The organism is Candidatus Gracilibacteria bacterium (genome assembly GCA_041660965.1).
Taxonomy (GTDB): Bacteria; Patescibacteriota; Gracilibacteria; order BD1-5; family JAGOOR01; genus JAGOOR01.
In genome coordinates, this window is the sequence record JBAZVH010000001.1 from 667,470 (window position 1) to 684,950 (window position 17,481).

Consider the following 17,481-nt stretch of genomic DNA (forward strand, 5'->3'; position numbering starts at 1 on the left):
ACCTAGAGATTAAAAGAATTCGGTATAATATTTATGAGACTCATTATTCCCCAAGCAGCAAATACGAGGAGGACACCGATGAGTATGGTTACCATATATTTCTTAGCTGATGCAGTTTTTTCTTCATCCCCATGAGACATGATGTACATTACCCCGACTATACATATTCCGAGGACGGCAATAACAGCCGCGATATCTTGTGATATAGTAATAACAGTTTGAAAAACACTGATTATATTATTAGCATTCTCGCCAGGTAGCCCCGTTGAATCTTTGATGCCTATAAGCTTTTTACCTCATCACACCCAGAATATGATAACATAGGCGAGTAACCCCATCAAAAGCCCCAACAGCGCATCTTTTATGATGCTTTTTCCTGCTTCAGTTTGAGATGGATTTGCTCCCCCAAAAACCATCTGATATCCTCACCATATCACCATCAGTGTCGCTCAGACAGCCATCATCGTGGTGATCATCGGTATGAGACTGACTATGAAATCACCAACATTCATGATTCATCGGTCACTCGATTTCTCTGCCCTATCACTCATCCAAGGGAAAAATGTATTGACACTGATTGTAAACGTCTTTTCAGCTATGCCCCCCGTAAATCCATTATCTGCGGCAGCACATATATGAAAAGTAGTCGGCAGAAGGATACTGCAGGATACTATGAGGAGAAAAAACCTTTTCATGCGTTTATCGTACTATATTTTTGTGTCAATTGCAAAAAAAATTGCAAAAAAATGTTTTTTTTTATACTCTTATCATCCTTATAATAAATTTTATGATGCTTTTTTCCCTTATTTCCGGTATTATTCTCGTTGTTTTGATTATTTTGCAAGTACGTGATGGGGGACTCAATGTGGCTCTCACAAGCACTCTTCAGGCCCCTATTGAGCGTCGAGGCACTGCTAAAACTCTTCATATCATGACGATCATTTTTGCTGTTATTTTTGTTGGAAGTTGCCTGGTCAATTTTCTCGCTTAATTACTTTTTATGAGTCTTTATTCTGAAATCAAAAAATACCTCCTTTATTTGGTAGGGTTTTTTTGTCTCCTTTTGGGGGCACACGTGGCTGTGCTCTATCTCTATGAAGGAGCTACGGTATATCCCCTGCCAGGGGGGACGGTGAATATCGGGGTTATCTGAGAGGCACCCTCTCTCGATATCCTCTCTGTCGACACAAAACTCGAAAACGATACAAATGATATGGTGTTCCGATTTCTTTATCGCGGGATGCTCAAATATTCTCTCGATGACAAAAGAATCGTAGGAGATCTCGCTCACTGTGATATCGATACATTTCCAAATGTACGCTGTACCTTGAACCAAGATGCTCTCTGGAATGACGGGCGAGCCATTGATATAGAGGATGTGCTTGCGACCTACACACTCTTCAAGGAGAGCTCTCATAATGAATCTACCAAATCACGACTTTCTGTCGTGGATGTGAGTGAAGATAGAGGGGATATTATCTTTCGTTTTAATACTCATGATATTACCACGCTCGATATCCTCTTTCTCCCTATTATCCGAGGTAAAGATGCAGAAGGATTGCGTGAAAATACCAATTTTTCTACCATTTCATTTAATGGCCCTTACATATTTGCTGAAAAAAATCCTGATTCCGGGGCCGTCATTCTCAAGAAGAATCCAGCATACCGATCTATCAGAGATAAATATTTTTTGGATCAGGTGCGATTTGGATTTGGTACAAGCAAAAAAGAAGTTAAAAAGTCCGTTGATCCAGATGTGTGGTTAGGCGATGTTTCTGATATTGGGTCTGGTTTTCTCCAACAAAAATATTCTCGTCCAGTTCTCTCAAGTATCTATCTCAACGCAGAACGTATCCCGAAACCATTGAGAAAGGCCCTATTTTCTGATGTTTTCAATACTTTGGAATTTAACAAAAATAATTTTATACCAAAAGAAAATGTCTTTCTCGGCGAAATACAGAATTCTCCACGAACCATTTCAGCAGAACCTCTTTTTTCCTCTGCCGCTCTTTTATCAGGGTATACTTTAGGCGGTGTTACGCCTGTTCCAGCTCCTACAGTACCAGCAGGTCCCTCGTATACTTCTCTGAAATATGTAGATCAACCAGGACGTGTTTCACCCCTCTTTCTCTCGGCTGATCTCATAGAGCTCAAAGGTACTGCTCCAGTTGGTACAACAAAAGTAATTGTAAACGACTATACTTTGCAAGGATTTATACCTCGAAACAGGATTTTTATATACAAAGCAAGAAAAGAATTCAAAAACCTTAATGATGGAGAGAATCTTTATAAGATACAATTTTTTGCGGGCTTGAAACTTCTCGCAGAGGAGAAAGTAATGGTACTCTATAATTCTAATACTGCTTCTCTCGATGCTATCAAAGCTGATTGGATCAAGAAAAATACGCCTGTCGCAGAACCACCTCCTCCTCCGCCAGCAACTCTAGACCCAAATAAGCTCTATGATAAAAACTGAAAAATATTGGAGTTTTCTCTTCTCGTGCAATCAGATGTTCCTCTTTTCCAGGAAGTCGCGAGTAAAATCCAAGCCAAATTGGCTACCCTGCCTGTCAACGTAAAGGTAGAATTTCTCCCCCTCGCTGATATCCAAAAAATCGTGGCAGGACAAAATCCAACCTACGATATCGTACTGGCTGGAGTGAATTTGTGAGTATTTCATTACAATATTATGCCATTTTTCCATTCTGGCCAGATCAAAAATGGATTCAATATTTCACGTATTCGAAATGCTTCTCTTGATTCTCTGACAGAGAAATTGATAGAGCGACTGTATTATAATTCTCCAGACAAGCTCAGAAATATAGAAACAGAAATACAAAAAATTCTTGAGTCTGAATCTATCATATTTCCTCTTGGAACTCCCGAAGAATCATGGTATATCAAAAATTATGTCCTGGGTGTCACATCATCATCATTTTTTTCTGGGAAAGAGATGATATCTGATCTGGTCACAAAGAGTTATTTCAAAGAAGGTTACAAACGTTCTTCTGAAGCTAAAACAGTATCGTGATTCTTCTTGTGGTTAAAAAATGCACTCTTCTCTCGCACATAATCATCTCCCAAACGCCTGGAAACTGACCACTCATGCTGGGAAAATACGTCGATTTAATTTTTTTGGTTCTTTACTTGATACCTTGATTCTTTCGGAAGTCTTGATTTATCAGATTGGGTATGTATGGCTCGATGTGATGCACCGAAAATCAGCTTTTTTTACTTGGTTGCGAGAATTCGCTGGTACTACACTCGGGGGAAGTCATAGTCTGACATGGTTAGGCGGACTGATAGCGATAGGTCTGCTGTATTTTTTCGTAAATTTTCTTATAAAAAATATCTTTAATGCCGGATTGATCCATCTTATAAAGGCCTACATTGATCAAGACGAAAAGAGCTATAAAACCATGAAGGCGTTTACGTTTTGATGGAGGAAGTCTGTCAAACTCGCTGAATACCATTCACTTCTTTTCTGGTCAAAGCCAGTCTATATATTTTATATTTTCTTCTGGGGGTATCGTTTCCTTCATGACAATTGGAATGTTATTATTGGTATTGCGATAGGATTTATGATTCTTTTGGCTGTGACGCGACTCCTCTTCGAATACGCTCGGTATTATATTATCGTCAATGACTCTGGGGTATTCGAAGCTTTAGGACTCTCTGTGATGATGACGATGGAGAATTTTGGTGTTACACTTCGACTCTTTTTCTCTTTGATTCTCGTATATTCTCGAGAATTTGTCCTTTTGCTCGCTATCTTTTTCTTACCATTTTTGATGAGCTGGATTATAGCACTTCAGCTCGGTCCAATATTTTTGCAAGGTGTTTTCATTATTTTAGGACTAGTATATTTACTTTTTTTGATTATAGTCTCAGCGATGAACTCTGTTATAGAGATCTTTGTTGAGTCTCTCTGGTTTTCTGTTTTTCGTGAAAATAGCTCTTCCCATACACCTGTTATCCATGAGAGCCATCACTCCTCACATCACTAATTTTTTCTTATGGTCCCACTTACTCTCATAACCGACATTGCGCAATGATTTTTTACCAATCTTGGTCTCGATTTTTCTGCCCTTGAAGTCACCATCCAGGACGAAGAACAACATATTTATTCTGTCAAAATTCGTTCTGATGATTCCGCTCTTCTTATCTGACTCCACGGTAGAACGCTCGAAGAGATGCAGTCTCTTCTGATACAAATGTGTGAAAATGCACTCGGCTCTTTTTGTCTGATTCACCTAGAAATCAATGATTACCTCGCGGAAAAACAGAAAAAACTCTTTGCGGTCGTCGATAGAAAAGTTGATCTTGCGCGGAAAAATGGTATTGATCAAGTGATTTATGAGCTCACCGGATATGAGAGAAAGCAGGTCCATGCCTATATCGGAGACACATATCCAGAAATTGAGACGAAGAGTATCGATGGAGAGAAGGGGCGAGAGCTTCATATCAAACTCAAAGAAGGTATCACACCAACTGGTTCCGATACACTTTCTCAGGTTGTTTCCAAGCCGAGCAAAGCTGCTGATATCACAGCTGATCTTGCAGCACTGGACCTCGATGGAGCGAATATTTAGAATTCAAAGAGCACGAGAAAAAGTCATCCGCCTAGGCGGAACAGTCATAGGCAGGAATTATTGGTTCGGAAACCAATCAAACGAATAAACCTATCAAACTTTGAACTTTCCCATCCTGTATGTCCACTATTGAATCAAAGCTCCGTACCATTTTCGATGTTCCAGCGTCGGAAATGCCACCGTATCTTCGTATAAAACATTTGGGTGCATTTTGGCCCCACTGGGCTCTTCATAAACGAAAATGCGATAAAACTGGTCGGGATATTATTTCGACCTTTCAACCTGAATGCTTGTATCCAGTATGGCATCGGGACGAGTGGTTTTCTGCGGCACAACCGCCTCAGGCAGTATTTGATTTTTCTCAATCGTTTTTTTCGCAAACTGAGCCACTTTTTAAGCGCTGTCCTATTCCACATATCTCTGGTCTGCATAATGAGAATTGTGAATTTACTGATGATTGGTGGTATAGCCGAAATTGCTACCTCTGTCATAGTGGTGTCCGCTGTGAGGATAGTCGATATTCGTATCGAATCCTTGATTGCAAAAACATGCTCTATTGAGTTTTTTTATTTGAATGCGAATGGTGTATCGATGTTATCAATTCTGAAAAATGCTCTCGGTGTATCTACGGTCTGTATCTGAGAAATTGTAATGATATGGCTTTTTGTTATGACTGTCGTAATTGTCATGATTGTCTCCTGTGTTCCAATCTCAGAAATAAACAATATTGCATAGGAAATAAGCAGTTAACAAAAGAAGAATATGAATCACAGAAGAAAAATTTTTCTTTCGAAACTCGATCCGGTTATGAACGATGCAAGGCACTTTTTTCTACTATGCTGCATGAGGTAGCATGGCACAAATCACACTATATGGATTTCGCTGAGAACTCTTCTGGAAACTATATCCTCAGGGTGAAAAATGTATCACAAATGTTTTTTGGAAACGGCGTAGAAGATGGGTATAACATTGCCCGTCTTGGATGGGCAAAAACAGTGCTGGATGGTATTAGTCTCCAAGATGCCGAAATGGTATATATGTCGTCATGAGTGCAAATAAAATCATACGATGTACGATATTCATTTATGATGGATAATGCTCGGTTTGCTCTCTATAGTGGCTACAGTTCTCGGTGTGAAAATATTTTTGGATGTTGTGGACTTCTCGATGGGAAAAATTGTATTCTCAATACCCCGTATTCTGCGCAAGAATACTCTACACTGAAAGACAAGGTTATTGATCATATGAAATCAACGGGTGAATGGTGACAGTTTTTTCCATGATCATTTGCCCCGAATCCGTATGACGAGAGCTGGAGTAGTTTTCATTTCCCCCTTTCTGAGTCAGAGCAAAAGGCGCAATGATATTTTTTTCTTCCCAATCCTGAGAAACATAATGAACATTATCAGCCATCAGAGGAAATTCCAATCTCTTCAGATGCTACTCTTGAAACCACAAAAAATACCTATTGGGATGAGGTGGCACAGAGACCGTTTCAAATCCTGGCTCAAGATATCAATTTCTGTCGTGATCTCGGGGTACCGCTCCCATCCACATACTATATGCGACGCATCCAAGAAAACTTCCGATGGATGCCCTATAATGGTACTCTTCGTACGACGACCTGTGCGAAGTCTGGTAAGGAGATACAGACTTCTTGGCCTAGTGAATATGATGGGAGGATACTATCTGAGGAGGAATATCTGAAAGTGGTGGGGTAGACTTTTCTTTTAGAAAAAATTATTATACTGACCCGTATATTTCCTGTTTTTCTTTGTATGAAAAAAGTTCTTCTTTTCCTCCTCGTCGTGGGGTCTATCTGGGCAGCTATGCCATGGTCACTCGTCGGTCTTCCTCAGGTCGACAGACAAATCGGTACCTATAAGCTCGGTCTCGACCTCCATGGTGGTGTCGAGCTCGATTATCTCGTCGATTTCCCGACTGATATGGCAGCGACTCGACGTGCTCAGGTTATCGAGGATATGAAGACGATTCTCGATGGACGTGTACGTCGTATCGGAACGACAGAACCAACGCTGAATACCGCTCAATACGGAGAAGAAACCCACATCATCGTACAGATACCGACACCGAGTGAATTCAATGGTCTTCCTGCCGCTGAAAGAGCAAAGAAAGATGCTGATTTTATCCGTGAAGCAAAGGCGGTTATTGGGCAAGTTATCAAGGTCCAATTTCGTGAAATGCGCCCTGAGAATGAATACAATGATCTCCTTGCACAGCGTGGAGAAGTGGTGACGGCTATTGATACAGATTTTCAGAAAAAAACTATCCCTTTTGATTCTTTCGCTCAAAAGGTTAGTGATTCGTATGAGAACGTCTTTTATTATAAAAATCAGGACATAAAGAATTACCTCAAAGGACAATCAAATATTCCTGCAGAACAAGAAGTGACACTCGAAAATTTGAAGAAAATACTCGGAGATATGTCAATTACTGGAAAGAAATTTGAAGGTAAAGTGGCTTCTATAAAGTTTTGAGACATGACATGAAGTGGATTTATTTATGTTGAAGCACTCGATGGTGGCGATATCCTCCCTGGCAAGCCACTCGATGCCAATATGCTTTTGGTGGGGAAGGAGCCGCTGCGTTTTCGTCCAGCACTTGGATCAAATAAAGAACCACTCAATGAGCGCTATCTTATCAATACTATTCCTACCCCTGATCCTACGACGGGGCAGTATGTCGTAAATCTCGTCTTCAATACCGAAGGACAAAAAATGTTTGGTGATATCACTGAGCGAAATGCTGGGAAAGTCATCGCTATCTTCCTCGGCAATAAACTTCTCACAGCTCCAAATGTCTCACAGAGAATCGATGGAAACGCTATCATCACTTCTGGAGCTGAGGCAGACACCAAGAAATGGGCAACAGAATTGAGCAAAAATATCAATGAAGGTATCGTCCCAGTCGCTATCTATGAGCACAGTGAGAAGGCGATTGGTCCAAATCTCGGGCAGGCATCACTTCGTCAGCTTGTTCTCAGTGGTTTTATCGGTCTTATCCTCGTGACATTACTCATATTCTGGAGATATAAGATGGACGGTGTCGTCGCTATTTTTGGTCTTACGATTCATGTCATCTTCCTCCTCGCCATGGTGCGTCTCCTCGGCATCACGATGACGCTCTCTGGTATCGCAGGTATCGTCCTGGGTATCGGTATCGCTATCGATAGTAATATCCTCTTGCTCGAACGTGTGAAGGATTATCTCCGGCAAGGCAGAGATATGAGGGATTCTCTTCGTCTTGGATTCGAAGGTGCATGGGCAACTGTTTGGGACAGTAATATCACAGGTCTTCTCGTCGGACTCATCCTCTGGTGGATGGGCGTGAGCTTGGTAAAAGGATTCGGACAGATGACCGTCCTCGGTATCCTGATCAGTCTCTTTGTCATCAAATATCTCTGTAATCCTCTCACGGTCTGGTGGAGAAGTAGGGGAGAGAGATAGAATTCAGTAATATTTTAAAATACTACTAAACTCCCCCTTATTTATGAGGGGGCGGAATAAAGAGAATAAAAATGGGGGTGTTCGAACAGAAAGAGTTAGTATTATTGCCCCCTTGATAAAGGGGGGTAGGGGGGATTTTCACAGAACAGAAAACAATTCAATTCCCGGCGGCATTTTGGTACTTTTGATGGCAAAAGTACCCAAAACCACTGAGAGGAAATAAACTCGCTCTCCAAATCAGCGTCTTAAAAATCTGTTCAGCCTGACGCTCAAACAGTATTTCCTCTCAGACTCTCATATCTGAATAGTAAGAAAAGAAAGAAACAATATTCTTGCCCCCTTGATACAGGACTTCGACCGTGAGCTCAGTCGAACGGGGGGTATGGGGATTTAATCCACTCCAATCGTTGCCTCGATAGCTTGGACCGTTGCACTCTTGAGATTATCTGACTCTATGCGGACTGAATATGCTCCGTCGATCAGGAGGAGGATATATTTACCATTTGGATCGACATAGCGAGTTGTACTTTTGAGTTCTGGGAGAATCTTCTTACCATAGAAAAATACTCTTACTAGAGCAGTTTCAAATACTTCTGGGACCATATCTGATTGTATCGCGACCGTGTGGACGGCTCCATCTCGTGCACCAAATCCGGCATAGTAGACTTTTTTTGGCATCGAGAAATGATAGCCAAAATTACTATTTTTATATTCTATCAATTTTGATATATCGAGCGGAGTCGTGATATCGGCTGTTGGGGTTGTCGCAGGAGGCGGAGTAACTGTCGAAGTATCTGTTACTGGTTGCGTGTCTTTTATGGTTTCTACTGCAGGCAAAGTAACTGCAGGAGGTAGCTGTGTTTCTGTCACTGACGTTCGAGGGGTTATGACTACTTTTTGAGTATCTGAGATATTTCTATCTCCTATCCACTGCATACTGATAAGATAGACCAAAATCAAAATAGCGATAATGAGGATAATTTGGATATTTTTCATAGTATTATTTTTTACTTTTAGGAAATGAATCGGTGATTTTTCGAATCATATTTGTCGGGATATCATCGACGATAGCAAAGACGTCCTGAAATTTTTCCACAGTCTGAGCAAATCGATCAGCGACACGAGTCATATGGGCGACTCGGTGGAGGATGATAACCAGGTACACTCCAACACAGGCAATTACCAGTGTGGAGACGATAGCAAGGATATCGAGAGAGGAAAGAATAGTCATAGTGAGCTCAGTATATTTTTATATGATGTATATGCAATGACACTTTCTTGTATTTTTGTATATTGGTTTGTTCTATTTTTTTTCTACGATATTTTTTCCTTGATTCTTCGCTAAAAATCCTACAATACTTCTCGTGCCTGGGTGGTGGAATGGTAGACACGAAGGACTTAAAATCCTTTGCTTTCGGGCGTGCGGGTTCGAATCCCGCCCTAGGCACCAGTTTTGCGAAGCAAAACTGATAAAAGATAGAGCAGAAGCAGAAGATAGAGAAAGGAATTTTTTAAAATACAAAATACAAAGGACAAAATACAAAATGAAGGAAGTTTTGATTTAGATAACTCAGTAAACTTAAGAAACCTAGTAAACTCATCAACCTTTTCTTATGGCCTTCACTTTTCTTCCCTTGATTGCTCTCGCAGCTGGACTCACGATGTGGGTTCTGACCTGGGGAGTTTTTTCATTATTTCGTCGATTTGGTATCGTCGATAAGCCCCATCTTTACCCTCATGAACAGGGGAGAGCACCAATTCCATATCCAGGCGGTATCGTCCTGATGCTCAATATGTTTCTTTGGTCACCATGGATTTTCTCTGCCGTGGCAGAAGCAGATATCAAAAAATCTATGTATGTTGTGATAGCAGGTGTGTTCACCAGTCTTCTGATGGCATGGGATGATCAGAGACGCACACTTTCCCCCTTGCTCCGCTTATGATTTCAGGTTGGTCTCTGAGCATTTTTTGGACTGACCGCCATCAAAATCGGTTATATCAGTAATATTTTCTGAGGTATTATCTCACTCGACCAATTTCAGCTTCTTCAATGGAATATTCTCGGAAAGACTATATATCTTATACCACTTATTATCACGATCGGATGGTATGTCCTTGTGATGAATGCGATTAATTGGAGCGATAATGGACGCGCTATGACATCGAGCGTGGGGCTGGTAACGCTTATTGTTCTGGGGCTTCTCTCGGTAAAACTCTATCTCACGGATACTTCGTTTGCTGCTCGTAACAATTCTGTGTTTGTTTTTTCATTTCTGACAATTCTTATCCCAACGATTTTTGTCTTCTGGCGGTATGATACTCGTCGAGCGTGCATTGTCGGAGATGCGGGGACGATGTTCCTCGGGTATATCATCGCAACGCTCGCGATTGTCTCAGGTGGTAAAATAGCTACTGCCTCTATTGTGCTCGGTATCTATTTTATTGATGCGTTTTATGTCATCCTTGGGCGAATCCGTGCTGGTAAAAATCCTATGAAAGGGGACCTCACCCATCTCCATCATCGTATGACACTTCGCTGAGTCGAAGATCGCTCTCAACGCTATCTCGTGATGGCTCTGTCATTTTTCTTTGGTCTTGGAGCGATATTCCTCGATACATGGGGCAAGATTATTCTCTTTGGTATTATCTGTACCGTCGTCGTCTATATCTCACAAATAGCTGGACTTATTGAGGGGGTGGTGAAGAAGAATAAATAGTATTATCTAAGACTTATTTCTGTAGAATTTTATATTTCCCATTACAGAACTTTTCTATATTTTCACATATTCTTAGTAATCATTCATCCACATATTCTTGCGAGGTTTCCTTATTTCCTTGTACATAAACAAGAAATGATATTGTTTCGAGTCTTATTTTTGTTTCATCACAGTTTTTTAAATCCATACGACAAAGTATTTTTTCTTCATCTAAACATGCGTATTCATTTTTTGTTACAGATTCATGGTTATCTTTTCCAAGAGGTGTATACTTTTCTGTTCCGTCGGTATTTGTAAATCTGATATCACCTTTGATATGATCAACATCATGTGCACCGACTGACAATAAAGTTTTCAATGAGACTATATTACAACAGTCCACAATCTTATTTATATTTGGTAACATTTTTACTTTCTTGACCAATAGTAGTAAGTGTTCTGCTGGCGGTGTTCCCCTCAGGCCTCTCTTTCTATATAATTCTTTATATGCTTTCAAGATATCTGAGCTTAGCATGTTATCTATATCTAATTCTTTAATAGTCGTTTTAATGTGTTTTTCCAATGTGTTACCTCTGCGTTTTGAGTTTTTTGGCACAGAAAAAATAGCTAGGGCTACTTTTATGCCATCATTAAGAAGATTATCAGAGATAGAGTATCGTATGATTTTTTCTGTCATTATCCTTTCATAGAATTATTATTTAGAGTTTTCGATATATTCCTTAATCAACTTTCTCTCCCCCTTGTGTCGCATATCGACGAGGGCATCTTCTATTTTGACCCAGAGGGTCGCTTCATCATGGAAATTGGTATGTTGTTTGCCGGATTTTTCTATAAGGAAAAAGGTGGTTTTTTTTCGTCGTTTCCTGTCTCGTACAATTCAGACTATATCTCCGAGCTTGAAATCATAGATACCAGTTTCTTCTCGGAATTCACGAACAGCTGCTTTTTCCAGCGTCTCTCCTGCTTTGCATCGTCATTTAGGGAGCATGATTTTTCCATTTTTATGGCAGACGCAGAGTACTTCTGGTGTGGTACCGTGTTTTCGGATGCATACTCATCAGGCACAAGGATCGAGCCAAAAGAGAGACGAGATAAATCTATTTGACCTCTTCCAGAGACGGAAAAGTGGATGTAAATTCTTTTTCATAGTGGCATTGTATGAGATTTTTCTAAAAATCGAAGAAATAAATTTGCATAATCTGATATTTTATTTATACTCCCGCTACTTTATATAGAGAGGGGGTGTAGCTCAGCTGGTTAGAGCGCCGCCCTGTCACGGCGGAGGTCGCGGGTTCGAGCCCCGTCGCTCCCGCCAGATATCTTGTCTGGTGGCCCTCGTATGTATGAAGCATTTTTCATTTATTATTTATTCTTTATATTTAATATCTGAATGAGGTATGGGGTCTTAGCTCAATTGGCTAGAGCGCCTGCTTTGCACGCAGGAGGTTAAGGGTTCGATTCCCTTAGACTCCACCATTTTTTTAATTAAAAGTTAAAAATTAAAAGTTAAAAATGTAACGGAAGTTATGTTTTTTATCTCCTTAATTCTTAATTCTTAATTCTTAATTTTTCACTTTATTGCTATGACATGATCAGGAAAAAGACCCAGAAATATGATATACATCGTGAGCAAACGACGTGCCATCACTGGAGATAAAATCAAAAATGCCCAAAAGACGTATGAAAAACTCGTTCGTCGTGAAAAGCATGAAGGTATGACACCTTGGCTTGTCGATGCTTTCGCAAAGTCAGTCGCACGACTCAAGAAGATGGGGCTCTCACATCTCACAAAAACAAAAATATAAATCTCTAATTTTTTCTTATGCCACGTATCGCATTTAAATGACATAAAAAGCTCCGCAGAGCAATTCTTATCATCGATAAGAAAGTCCGAAAACTCAAGAAGAAAAAATAAAATTTGAATTATTCTTGTTTTTCCTATAATACCGTTACTTATTTTTATTTCCCTATTTCTTTTTTATGGCTGAATTTGTACGCAACAAACCTCACGTCAATGTCGGAACTATCTGACATATCGACCACGGTAAGACCACCCTTACTGCTGCTTTGACAGCTGTAGGTACGAGTGGAGGTACTGGCGCTGTTACCTATGCTGATATCGCAAAAGGTGGTACCGCTCGTGCTGGATCTGACAAGATCATCACTATTTCTACGTCTCACGTAGAGTATGAGTCTCCAAAGAGACACTATGCTCACGTTGACTGTCCAGGACATGCTGACTACGTCAAGAACATGATTACTGGTGCTGCTCAGATGGATGGTGCTATTCTCGTAGTATCAGCTGTTGATGGTGTGATGCCTCAAACTCGTGAACACGTACTTCTCGCATCTCAAGTAGGTGTGAAGAGAATCGTCGTATTCCTCAACAAATGTGATATTGCTGATCCAGAGCTTACTGAGCTCGTAGAGATGGAAGTTCGTGAACTTCTTACGAAATATGGATTTGATGGAGACAATGCTCCGATTATCCAAGGTTCTGCTTTCACTGCTCTCAACAATCCAACTGATCCAGTTGCCTCAAAGGGTGTTCGAGATCTTCTCGATGCTCTTGACACGTATATCGAAGAACCAGTTCGTGACCTCGACAAGCCATTCCTTATGTCTGTAGAAGATGTCTTCTCTATCAAGGGACGAGGAACTGTTGCGACAGGTCGTATCGAACAAGGTATCGTAAAAATCAATGATGAAGTCGAGATCGTCGGTATCCGTGACACACAGAAATGTGTGGTTACTGGAGTCGAGATGTTTAAAAAACAACTTGGTCAAGGTCAAGCTGGTGACAACGCAGGTCTCCTCCTCCGAGGTATTGAGCGTGAACAGATCGAGCGAGGACAAGTTCTCGCGAAGCCAGGATCTATCAAGCCACACAAGAAATTCGAAGCTGAAGTGTACGTACTCAAAAAAGAGGAAGGTGGACGACATACTCCGTTCTTCAAGGGCTACAAACCACAATTTTATATCCGAACAACAGATGTGACAGGAGCTATCGAGCTTCCAGCAGGTGTTGAGATGGTTATGCCAGGTGATAGCATCAAGTTCCTCGTAGAACTCGGTTGTGGTGTCGCTATGGAACTCCAGCTCCGATTCGCTATCCGAGAGGGTGGACGAACTGTCGGCTCTGGTATTATTACAAAAATTCTCGATTAATTATGTCCGCTCAAACCAAAACTTCTGCAAAAGCAATAAAAACGAAAGCTGCTCCAGCAAAGAAGACTGCTCCTTCGACACGCTCCCCTTCGACAAGCTCAGGGTCGAAGACAGGATCTACGACAAAGAAAACTCCAGCAAAAGTGACTAAAAAAGTTGGGAAAGTGACTAAAAAAGCTATCTCTTCCAAAATCACGAAGGTTTCTGCTGTTTCAAAAACAGAAACTCTCAAGATTTCTGTGAAAGCTTTTGAGCACCGAGTGGTCGATGAAGCTGTCAAAAAAATCATTAGTGCTGCTCAGGACACAGGGTCTCATACCGTTGGACCTATTCCTCTGCCTACTAAGATTGAAAAGTTCACTGTGAACCGATCAACATTTGTCAATAAAAACGCTCGTGAGCAGTTTGAGATTCGTCGTCATCGACGCATTCTCCTCATCAATTCTCCTACTCCAGAGACGCTTGAAACTCTTCAAAAGATCAATCTCCCTTCCGGTGTCGGTGTTGATATCGCTATTATCTCAGCTTAAATCTCTTATCTTATTGTATTATGACCCGAATCTGCGTCTATACCGGTAAAACAACTGGATCAGGAAACAAAGTTTCTCACTCTGTACGTCGTACAAAAAGAACGTTTCTTGCTAATCTTTTTTACAAGAAAATCCGCGATCCACGCGATGGTATCGTGTATCGACTTCGTCTTTCTGCTGCTGCTATTCGTACTATGAGAAAAAAGGGCGTAGTTGCTTTCTTGCAAGACTTTGGTTTGTAGTAGTCTGTATCAAAACAAAATATAAAAACTCCCTTCGGGGAGTTTTTTATAAGGAAAATATTGCTTGCTCTCATAATAAAATCACTATAATCAGCATACAGCTCTATGTTAGCTATAGATAGAGCAGAAGATAGAGAAAGGAATTTTTTAAAAATTCTTTAAATTCTTTTCTTTGGCTATATCTTTTTGCTTATGCTTTATTTGCCGATTTAGCTCAGCTGGTAGAGTCCGCCTAGGCGGATAAACCTTAGGCATCGCAAAAAGTATTTGCCGATTTAGCTCAGCTGGTAGAGCGAAGGTATCGTAAACCTTAGGTCATCGGTTCAAATCCGATAATCGGCTCCATGTTAGCCATAGATAGAGCAGAAGATAGAGAATGGACATAGTATGTCAATACATTCCTTTCTCTGGCTGTATCTCTAGCTTTTTCTCATATTTGCCCGCGTAGCTCAGTGGAAGAGCAGTAGCCTTCTAAGCTAAAGGTCGTAGGTCCGATCCCTACCGCGGGTACCATGAAACGTTTTAAGTGTTTCATATGTTTAATAGGTTTAATAGGTTTAATTCGTTGAAATAAGAGTGTGTAAGTTTGTAAGTGCTTGGGTGCTTGAGCAAAAAATATATAATCCTTCCTGTTCCTTAGCATATCCCTTTCTTAACTTTTTATGCCGAAACTTGCTATCACATCCGTGTATGCCAACCCTCTCCATCCAGGGCATATCGAATGTCTGGAGCTTTCAAAAAGCCAAACAGGAGCAGATGAATTGTGGGTGATCATAAATAATGATAAACAAGCAGAATTGAAGCGAGGTGAAAAGAGTTTCCAAAATGAGCGATTTCGTATGGATGTGGTGGGAGCACTCAAGCCAGTTGATAGGGTATTTTTGAGTATTGACCAAGATAAAAGTGTTTGCCAGAGTCTTGATATGGTAATCCGTGAAGCAAAGGAAACTGGTCAGTTTGATGAGATTATTTTTACCAAATGAGGTGATCGTTTTGCTTCTGAGATTCCAGAAGCTGGTATTCTCGCTTCTCATGGAGTGCGAATTGTAGATGGGCTTGGTGCCAAAACACATAATTCGAGTGACTTTCTGAAACTCAAAAATAAGGATGATGAAACAAAATTAAAAGAAACACTCGAGAAACTCCCTGAAGATCACAAACAAGACCGATATTTGGAGATAGGATATCGTCCGTGGGGGGTGTATTATGTACTGGAGGATGAGGCACTGTTTAAAGTGAAAAAAATTATTGTACAGCCAGGATTGCGACTTTCTCTTCAGAGTCATGAGCACCGAAGTGAACACTGGACGGTTGTATCGGGCACAGCAAGGGTCGATATTCGCTCGCCAGACCAAGCTTCCTCTGAACAGTTACAGATTCTCAATGTAAATGAAAGTTGTTACATTCCTTGTTGATATATTCATCGCCTCATAAACACCTCCTCTGATCCTGTGGTGTTGATAGAAGTTCAGTGTGGTGACTATATGGGTGAAGATGATATTCATCGCTATGAGGACGATTTTTGACGAAACTAGGAGTATCGTCATTCCTGCGTAGGCAGGAATCTATCCCGTTCCGTCATTCTGAACTCGATTCAGAATCCAGGTCATCAAGCTATTCCAATTACAGGATTCATTTTCGTACTTTTGATGGCAAAAGTACTGCAAAACCACCGAAAGCAAATAAACTCGCTCTCCAGTTCTTCATCGTATTCTGTTTTTCAGGACGCTCAAACAGTATTTGCTCTCGGACTCTCATTTCTGTTTATGGTGCAAATGAAGTAAAATTACACGGAGAATATTCTTTTAATCTTCTCTTTCGCCTCAATTCTGTCTTCCGGATAGGTCATTCCGAACCATTCACTGGTTGTAGGAAGTGCGTAGATGTCACCTTTTTTTTCTACTATCATTTCCATGACGACAGAAGGGAGAAAAAATTCTCTCTTTTCATCGTGTCCATATTCCTTGAAAAATTTGATGCATTCTTGATCGAGTAACTCTAGGAAGCTTTTTTGAAAACCAAAAAGATTCATATTCGCTGGCACCTGTGGATTCAGAATAATCTCATGTCCATCTTGGCATGTGTGTGTCAAAACCCCCCCTACCCCCCCTTGTCAGGGGGGCATTTTCCAGGCGATTTTGGTATGCTCCAGTATTTTTACCAGTTTACCATCTACTACTTCACAAATACCGCGTGCGACCGTTCCATATTTTGAGAGAGTGTTTTGTAGGGGATAGGTGACGACGCAGTGCGAGTTTAATTGGTTTAATTTGTTTTGTTGGTTTCATTCGTTGGGATGAATCAAGAAATCATAGGCCTGTTTGAGCGCTTCACGACCATAAAAATCATCAGCATTTATAACAATAAAAGGTCACTCAATACTTTTTCGTGCACACCAAACAGCATGGGCAGTTCCCCAGGGCTTGGAACGCTTTTGCGTTCCAGTTCAGAGTTCCGAGTGACGAGTTCCGAGTTCAGGAATTTCTGCGATTGTCTGTACGACGAGCTCGATTTGGATTTTTCCCTTATATTTCTCGACAATCATTGTCTCAAAATCACTACGAATTCATTCACTCACAATACAGATAATTTTTTCTCCACCAAAGGATATCATATCTTGAATGGCAAATTCGAGGAGTATTTCCCCATTCGGTCCGATAGGATCGATTTGTTTGAGCCCACCATACCGGCTTCCGAGACCAGCAGCCATTATAACTAAACTAGGTTTAATAGGTTTCATACGTTTAATAGGTTTAATAAGTTAG

18 protein-coding genes and 5 tRNA genes are annotated in these 17,481 nt (G+C 40.7%); 17 read left to right on the forward strand and 6 right to left on the reverse strand.

The features are described from left to right. Positions 1-2: 2 nt before the first annotated feature. The gene (locus WC753_03310) at positions 3-695 is read right to left on the reverse strand and encodes a TrbC/VirB2 family protein (GenBank protein MFA6080481.1); all 693 of its coding nucleotides are present in this window, start codon (positions 693-695) and stop codon (positions 3-5) included. A 92-nt stretch (positions 696-787) separates the two neighbouring features. On the opposite strand from WC753_03310, the gene secG reads away from it, so the two are divergent. The 6 genes from secG to secD all read left to right on the forward strand — a co-directional run bounded on the left by secG (position 788) and on the right by secD (position 8,059). Further along, positions 788-991 (forward strand): preprotein translocase subunit SecG, encoded by a 204-nt coding sequence (secG, locus tag WC753_03315; GenBank protein ID MFA6080482.1) that lies wholly within the window; start codon positions 788-790, stop codon positions 989-991. A 9-nt stretch (positions 992-1,000) separates the two neighbouring features. Then, the gene (locus tag WC753_03320; GenBank protein MFA6080483.1) at positions 1,001-3,073 is read left to right on the forward strand and encodes an ABC transporter substrate-binding protein; all 2,073 of its coding nucleotides are present in this window, start codon (positions 1,001-1,003) and stop codon (positions 3,071-3,073) included. Then, complete coding sequence (locus WC753_03325) at positions 3,051-4,007, forward strand: hypothetical protein (GenBank protein MFA6080484.1); 957 nt, start codon at positions 3,051-3,053, stop codon at positions 4,005-4,007. The genes WC753_03320 and WC753_03325 overlap by 23 nt, the downstream gene beginning before the upstream one ends. A gap of 9 nt (positions 4,008-4,016) precedes the next feature. Then, entirely contained in the window at positions 4,017-4,592 is a 576-nt protein-coding gene (locus WC753_03330) for a hypothetical protein (protein ID MFA6080485.1), read from the forward strand. 119 nt (positions 4,593-4,711) lie between these two features. Further along, entirely contained in the window at positions 4,712-6,313 is a 1,602-nt protein-coding gene (locus WC753_03335) for a hypothetical protein (GenBank protein ID MFA6080486.1), read from the forward strand. Positions 6,314-6,370: 57 nt separating this feature from the next. After that, a complete protein-coding gene (gene secD, locus WC753_03340) occupies positions 6,371-8,059 on the forward strand; it encodes a protein translocase subunit SecD (GenBank protein MFA6080487.1) in 1,689 nt (562 codons plus the stop codon). 390 nt (positions 8,060-8,449) lie between these two features. On the opposite strand, the gene WC753_03345 is transcribed toward secD, so the two are convergent. Both WC753_03345 and WC753_03350 read right to left on the reverse strand, forming a co-directional pair. Then, positions 8,450-9,055, reverse strand: a complete 606-nt coding sequence (locus WC753_03345; protein ID MFA6080488.1) for a hypothetical protein — start codon at positions 9,053-9,055, stop codon at positions 8,450-8,452. A 4-nt stretch (positions 9,056-9,059) separates the two neighbouring features. After that, the gene (locus WC753_03350) at positions 9,060-9,290 is read right to left on the reverse strand and encodes a hypothetical protein (GenBank protein MFA6080489.1); all 231 of its coding nucleotides are present in this window, start codon (positions 9,288-9,290) and stop codon (positions 9,060-9,062) included. Positions 9,291-9,425: 135 nt separating this feature from the next. On the opposite strand from WC753_03350, the gene WC753_03355 reads away from it, so the two are divergent. After that, positions 9,426-9,509 (forward strand) — tRNA-Leu (locus tag WC753_03355). 163 nt (positions 9,510-9,672) lie between these two features. Continuing rightward, positions 9,673-10,776, forward strand: a complete 1,104-nt coding sequence (locus WC753_03360) for an MraY family glycosyltransferase (GenBank protein ID MFA6080490.1) — start codon at positions 9,673-9,675, stop codon at positions 10,774-10,776. 13 nt (positions 10,777-10,789) lie between these two features. Here the strand turns inward: WC753_03360 and WC753_03365 are convergent, their stop codons facing one another. Both WC753_03365 and WC753_03370 read right to left on the reverse strand, forming a co-directional pair. After that, positions 10,790-11,452 carry a phenylalanine--tRNA ligase beta subunit-related protein gene (locus WC753_03365; protein ID MFA6080491.1) on the reverse strand — a complete coding sequence of 221 codons (663 nt, stop codon included), beginning with the start codon at positions 11,450-11,452 and terminating at the stop codon, positions 10,790-10,792. An 18-nt stretch (positions 11,453-11,470) separates the two neighbouring features. Next, positions 11,471-11,923, reverse strand: coding sequence for an NUDIX domain-containing protein (locus WC753_03370; GenBank protein ID MFA6080492.1), 453 nt, complete (start codon positions 11,921-11,923; stop codon positions 11,471-11,473). Between the two features lie 91 nt (positions 11,924-12,014). On the opposite strand from WC753_03370, the gene WC753_03375 reads away from it, so the two are divergent. The 9 genes from WC753_03375 to WC753_03415 all read left to right on the forward strand — a co-directional run bounded on the left by WC753_03375 (position 12,015) and on the right by WC753_03415 (position 16,251). Beyond that, a tRNA-Asp gene (locus tag WC753_03375) sits at positions 12,015-12,091 on the forward strand. Between the two features lie 84 nt (positions 12,092-12,175). Then, positions 12,176-12,252, forward strand: a tRNA-Ala gene (locus WC753_03380). Between the two features lie 137 nt (positions 12,253-12,389). Then, positions 12,390-12,581 carry a hypothetical protein gene (locus WC753_03385; protein ID MFA6080493.1) on the forward strand — a complete coding sequence of 64 codons (192 nt, stop codon included), beginning with the start codon at positions 12,390-12,392 and terminating at the stop codon, positions 12,579-12,581. Positions 12,582-12,756: 175 nt separating this feature from the next. Then, positions 12,757-13,944, forward strand: coding sequence for an elongation factor Tu (gene tuf / locus WC753_03390; GenBank protein MFA6080494.1), 1,188 nt, complete (start codon positions 12,757-12,759; stop codon positions 13,942-13,944). Positions 13,945-14,108: 164 nt separating this feature from the next. Next, entirely contained in the window at positions 14,109-14,474 is a 366-nt protein-coding gene (gene rpsJ / locus WC753_03395; protein ID MFA6080495.1) for a 30S ribosomal protein S10, read from the forward strand. A 20-nt stretch (positions 14,475-14,494) separates the two neighbouring features. After that, positions 14,495-14,716 (forward strand): 50S ribosomal protein L28, encoded by a 222-nt coding sequence (gene rpmB / locus WC753_03400; protein MFA6080496.1) that lies wholly within the window; start codon positions 14,495-14,497, stop codon positions 14,714-14,716. Between the two features lie 269 nt (positions 14,717-14,985). Beyond that, positions 14,986-15,061, forward strand: a tRNA-Thr gene (locus WC753_03405). A gap of 93 nt (positions 15,062-15,154) precedes the next feature. After that, a tRNA-Arg gene (locus tag WC753_03410) sits at positions 15,155-15,229 on the forward strand. A gap of 149 nt (positions 15,230-15,378) precedes the next feature. Next, entirely contained in the window at positions 15,379-16,251 is an 873-nt protein-coding gene (locus tag WC753_03415) for a cupin domain-containing protein (protein MFA6080497.1), read from the forward strand. Between the two features lie 251 nt (positions 16,252-16,502). On the opposite strand, the gene WC753_03420 is transcribed toward WC753_03415, so the two are convergent. Then, positions 16,503-17,456 (reverse strand): sugar phosphate nucleotidyltransferase, encoded by a 954-nt coding sequence (locus WC753_03420; protein MFA6080498.1) that lies wholly within the window; start codon positions 17,454-17,456, stop codon positions 16,503-16,505. Between the last annotated feature and the right edge of the window lie 25 nt (positions 17,457-17,481).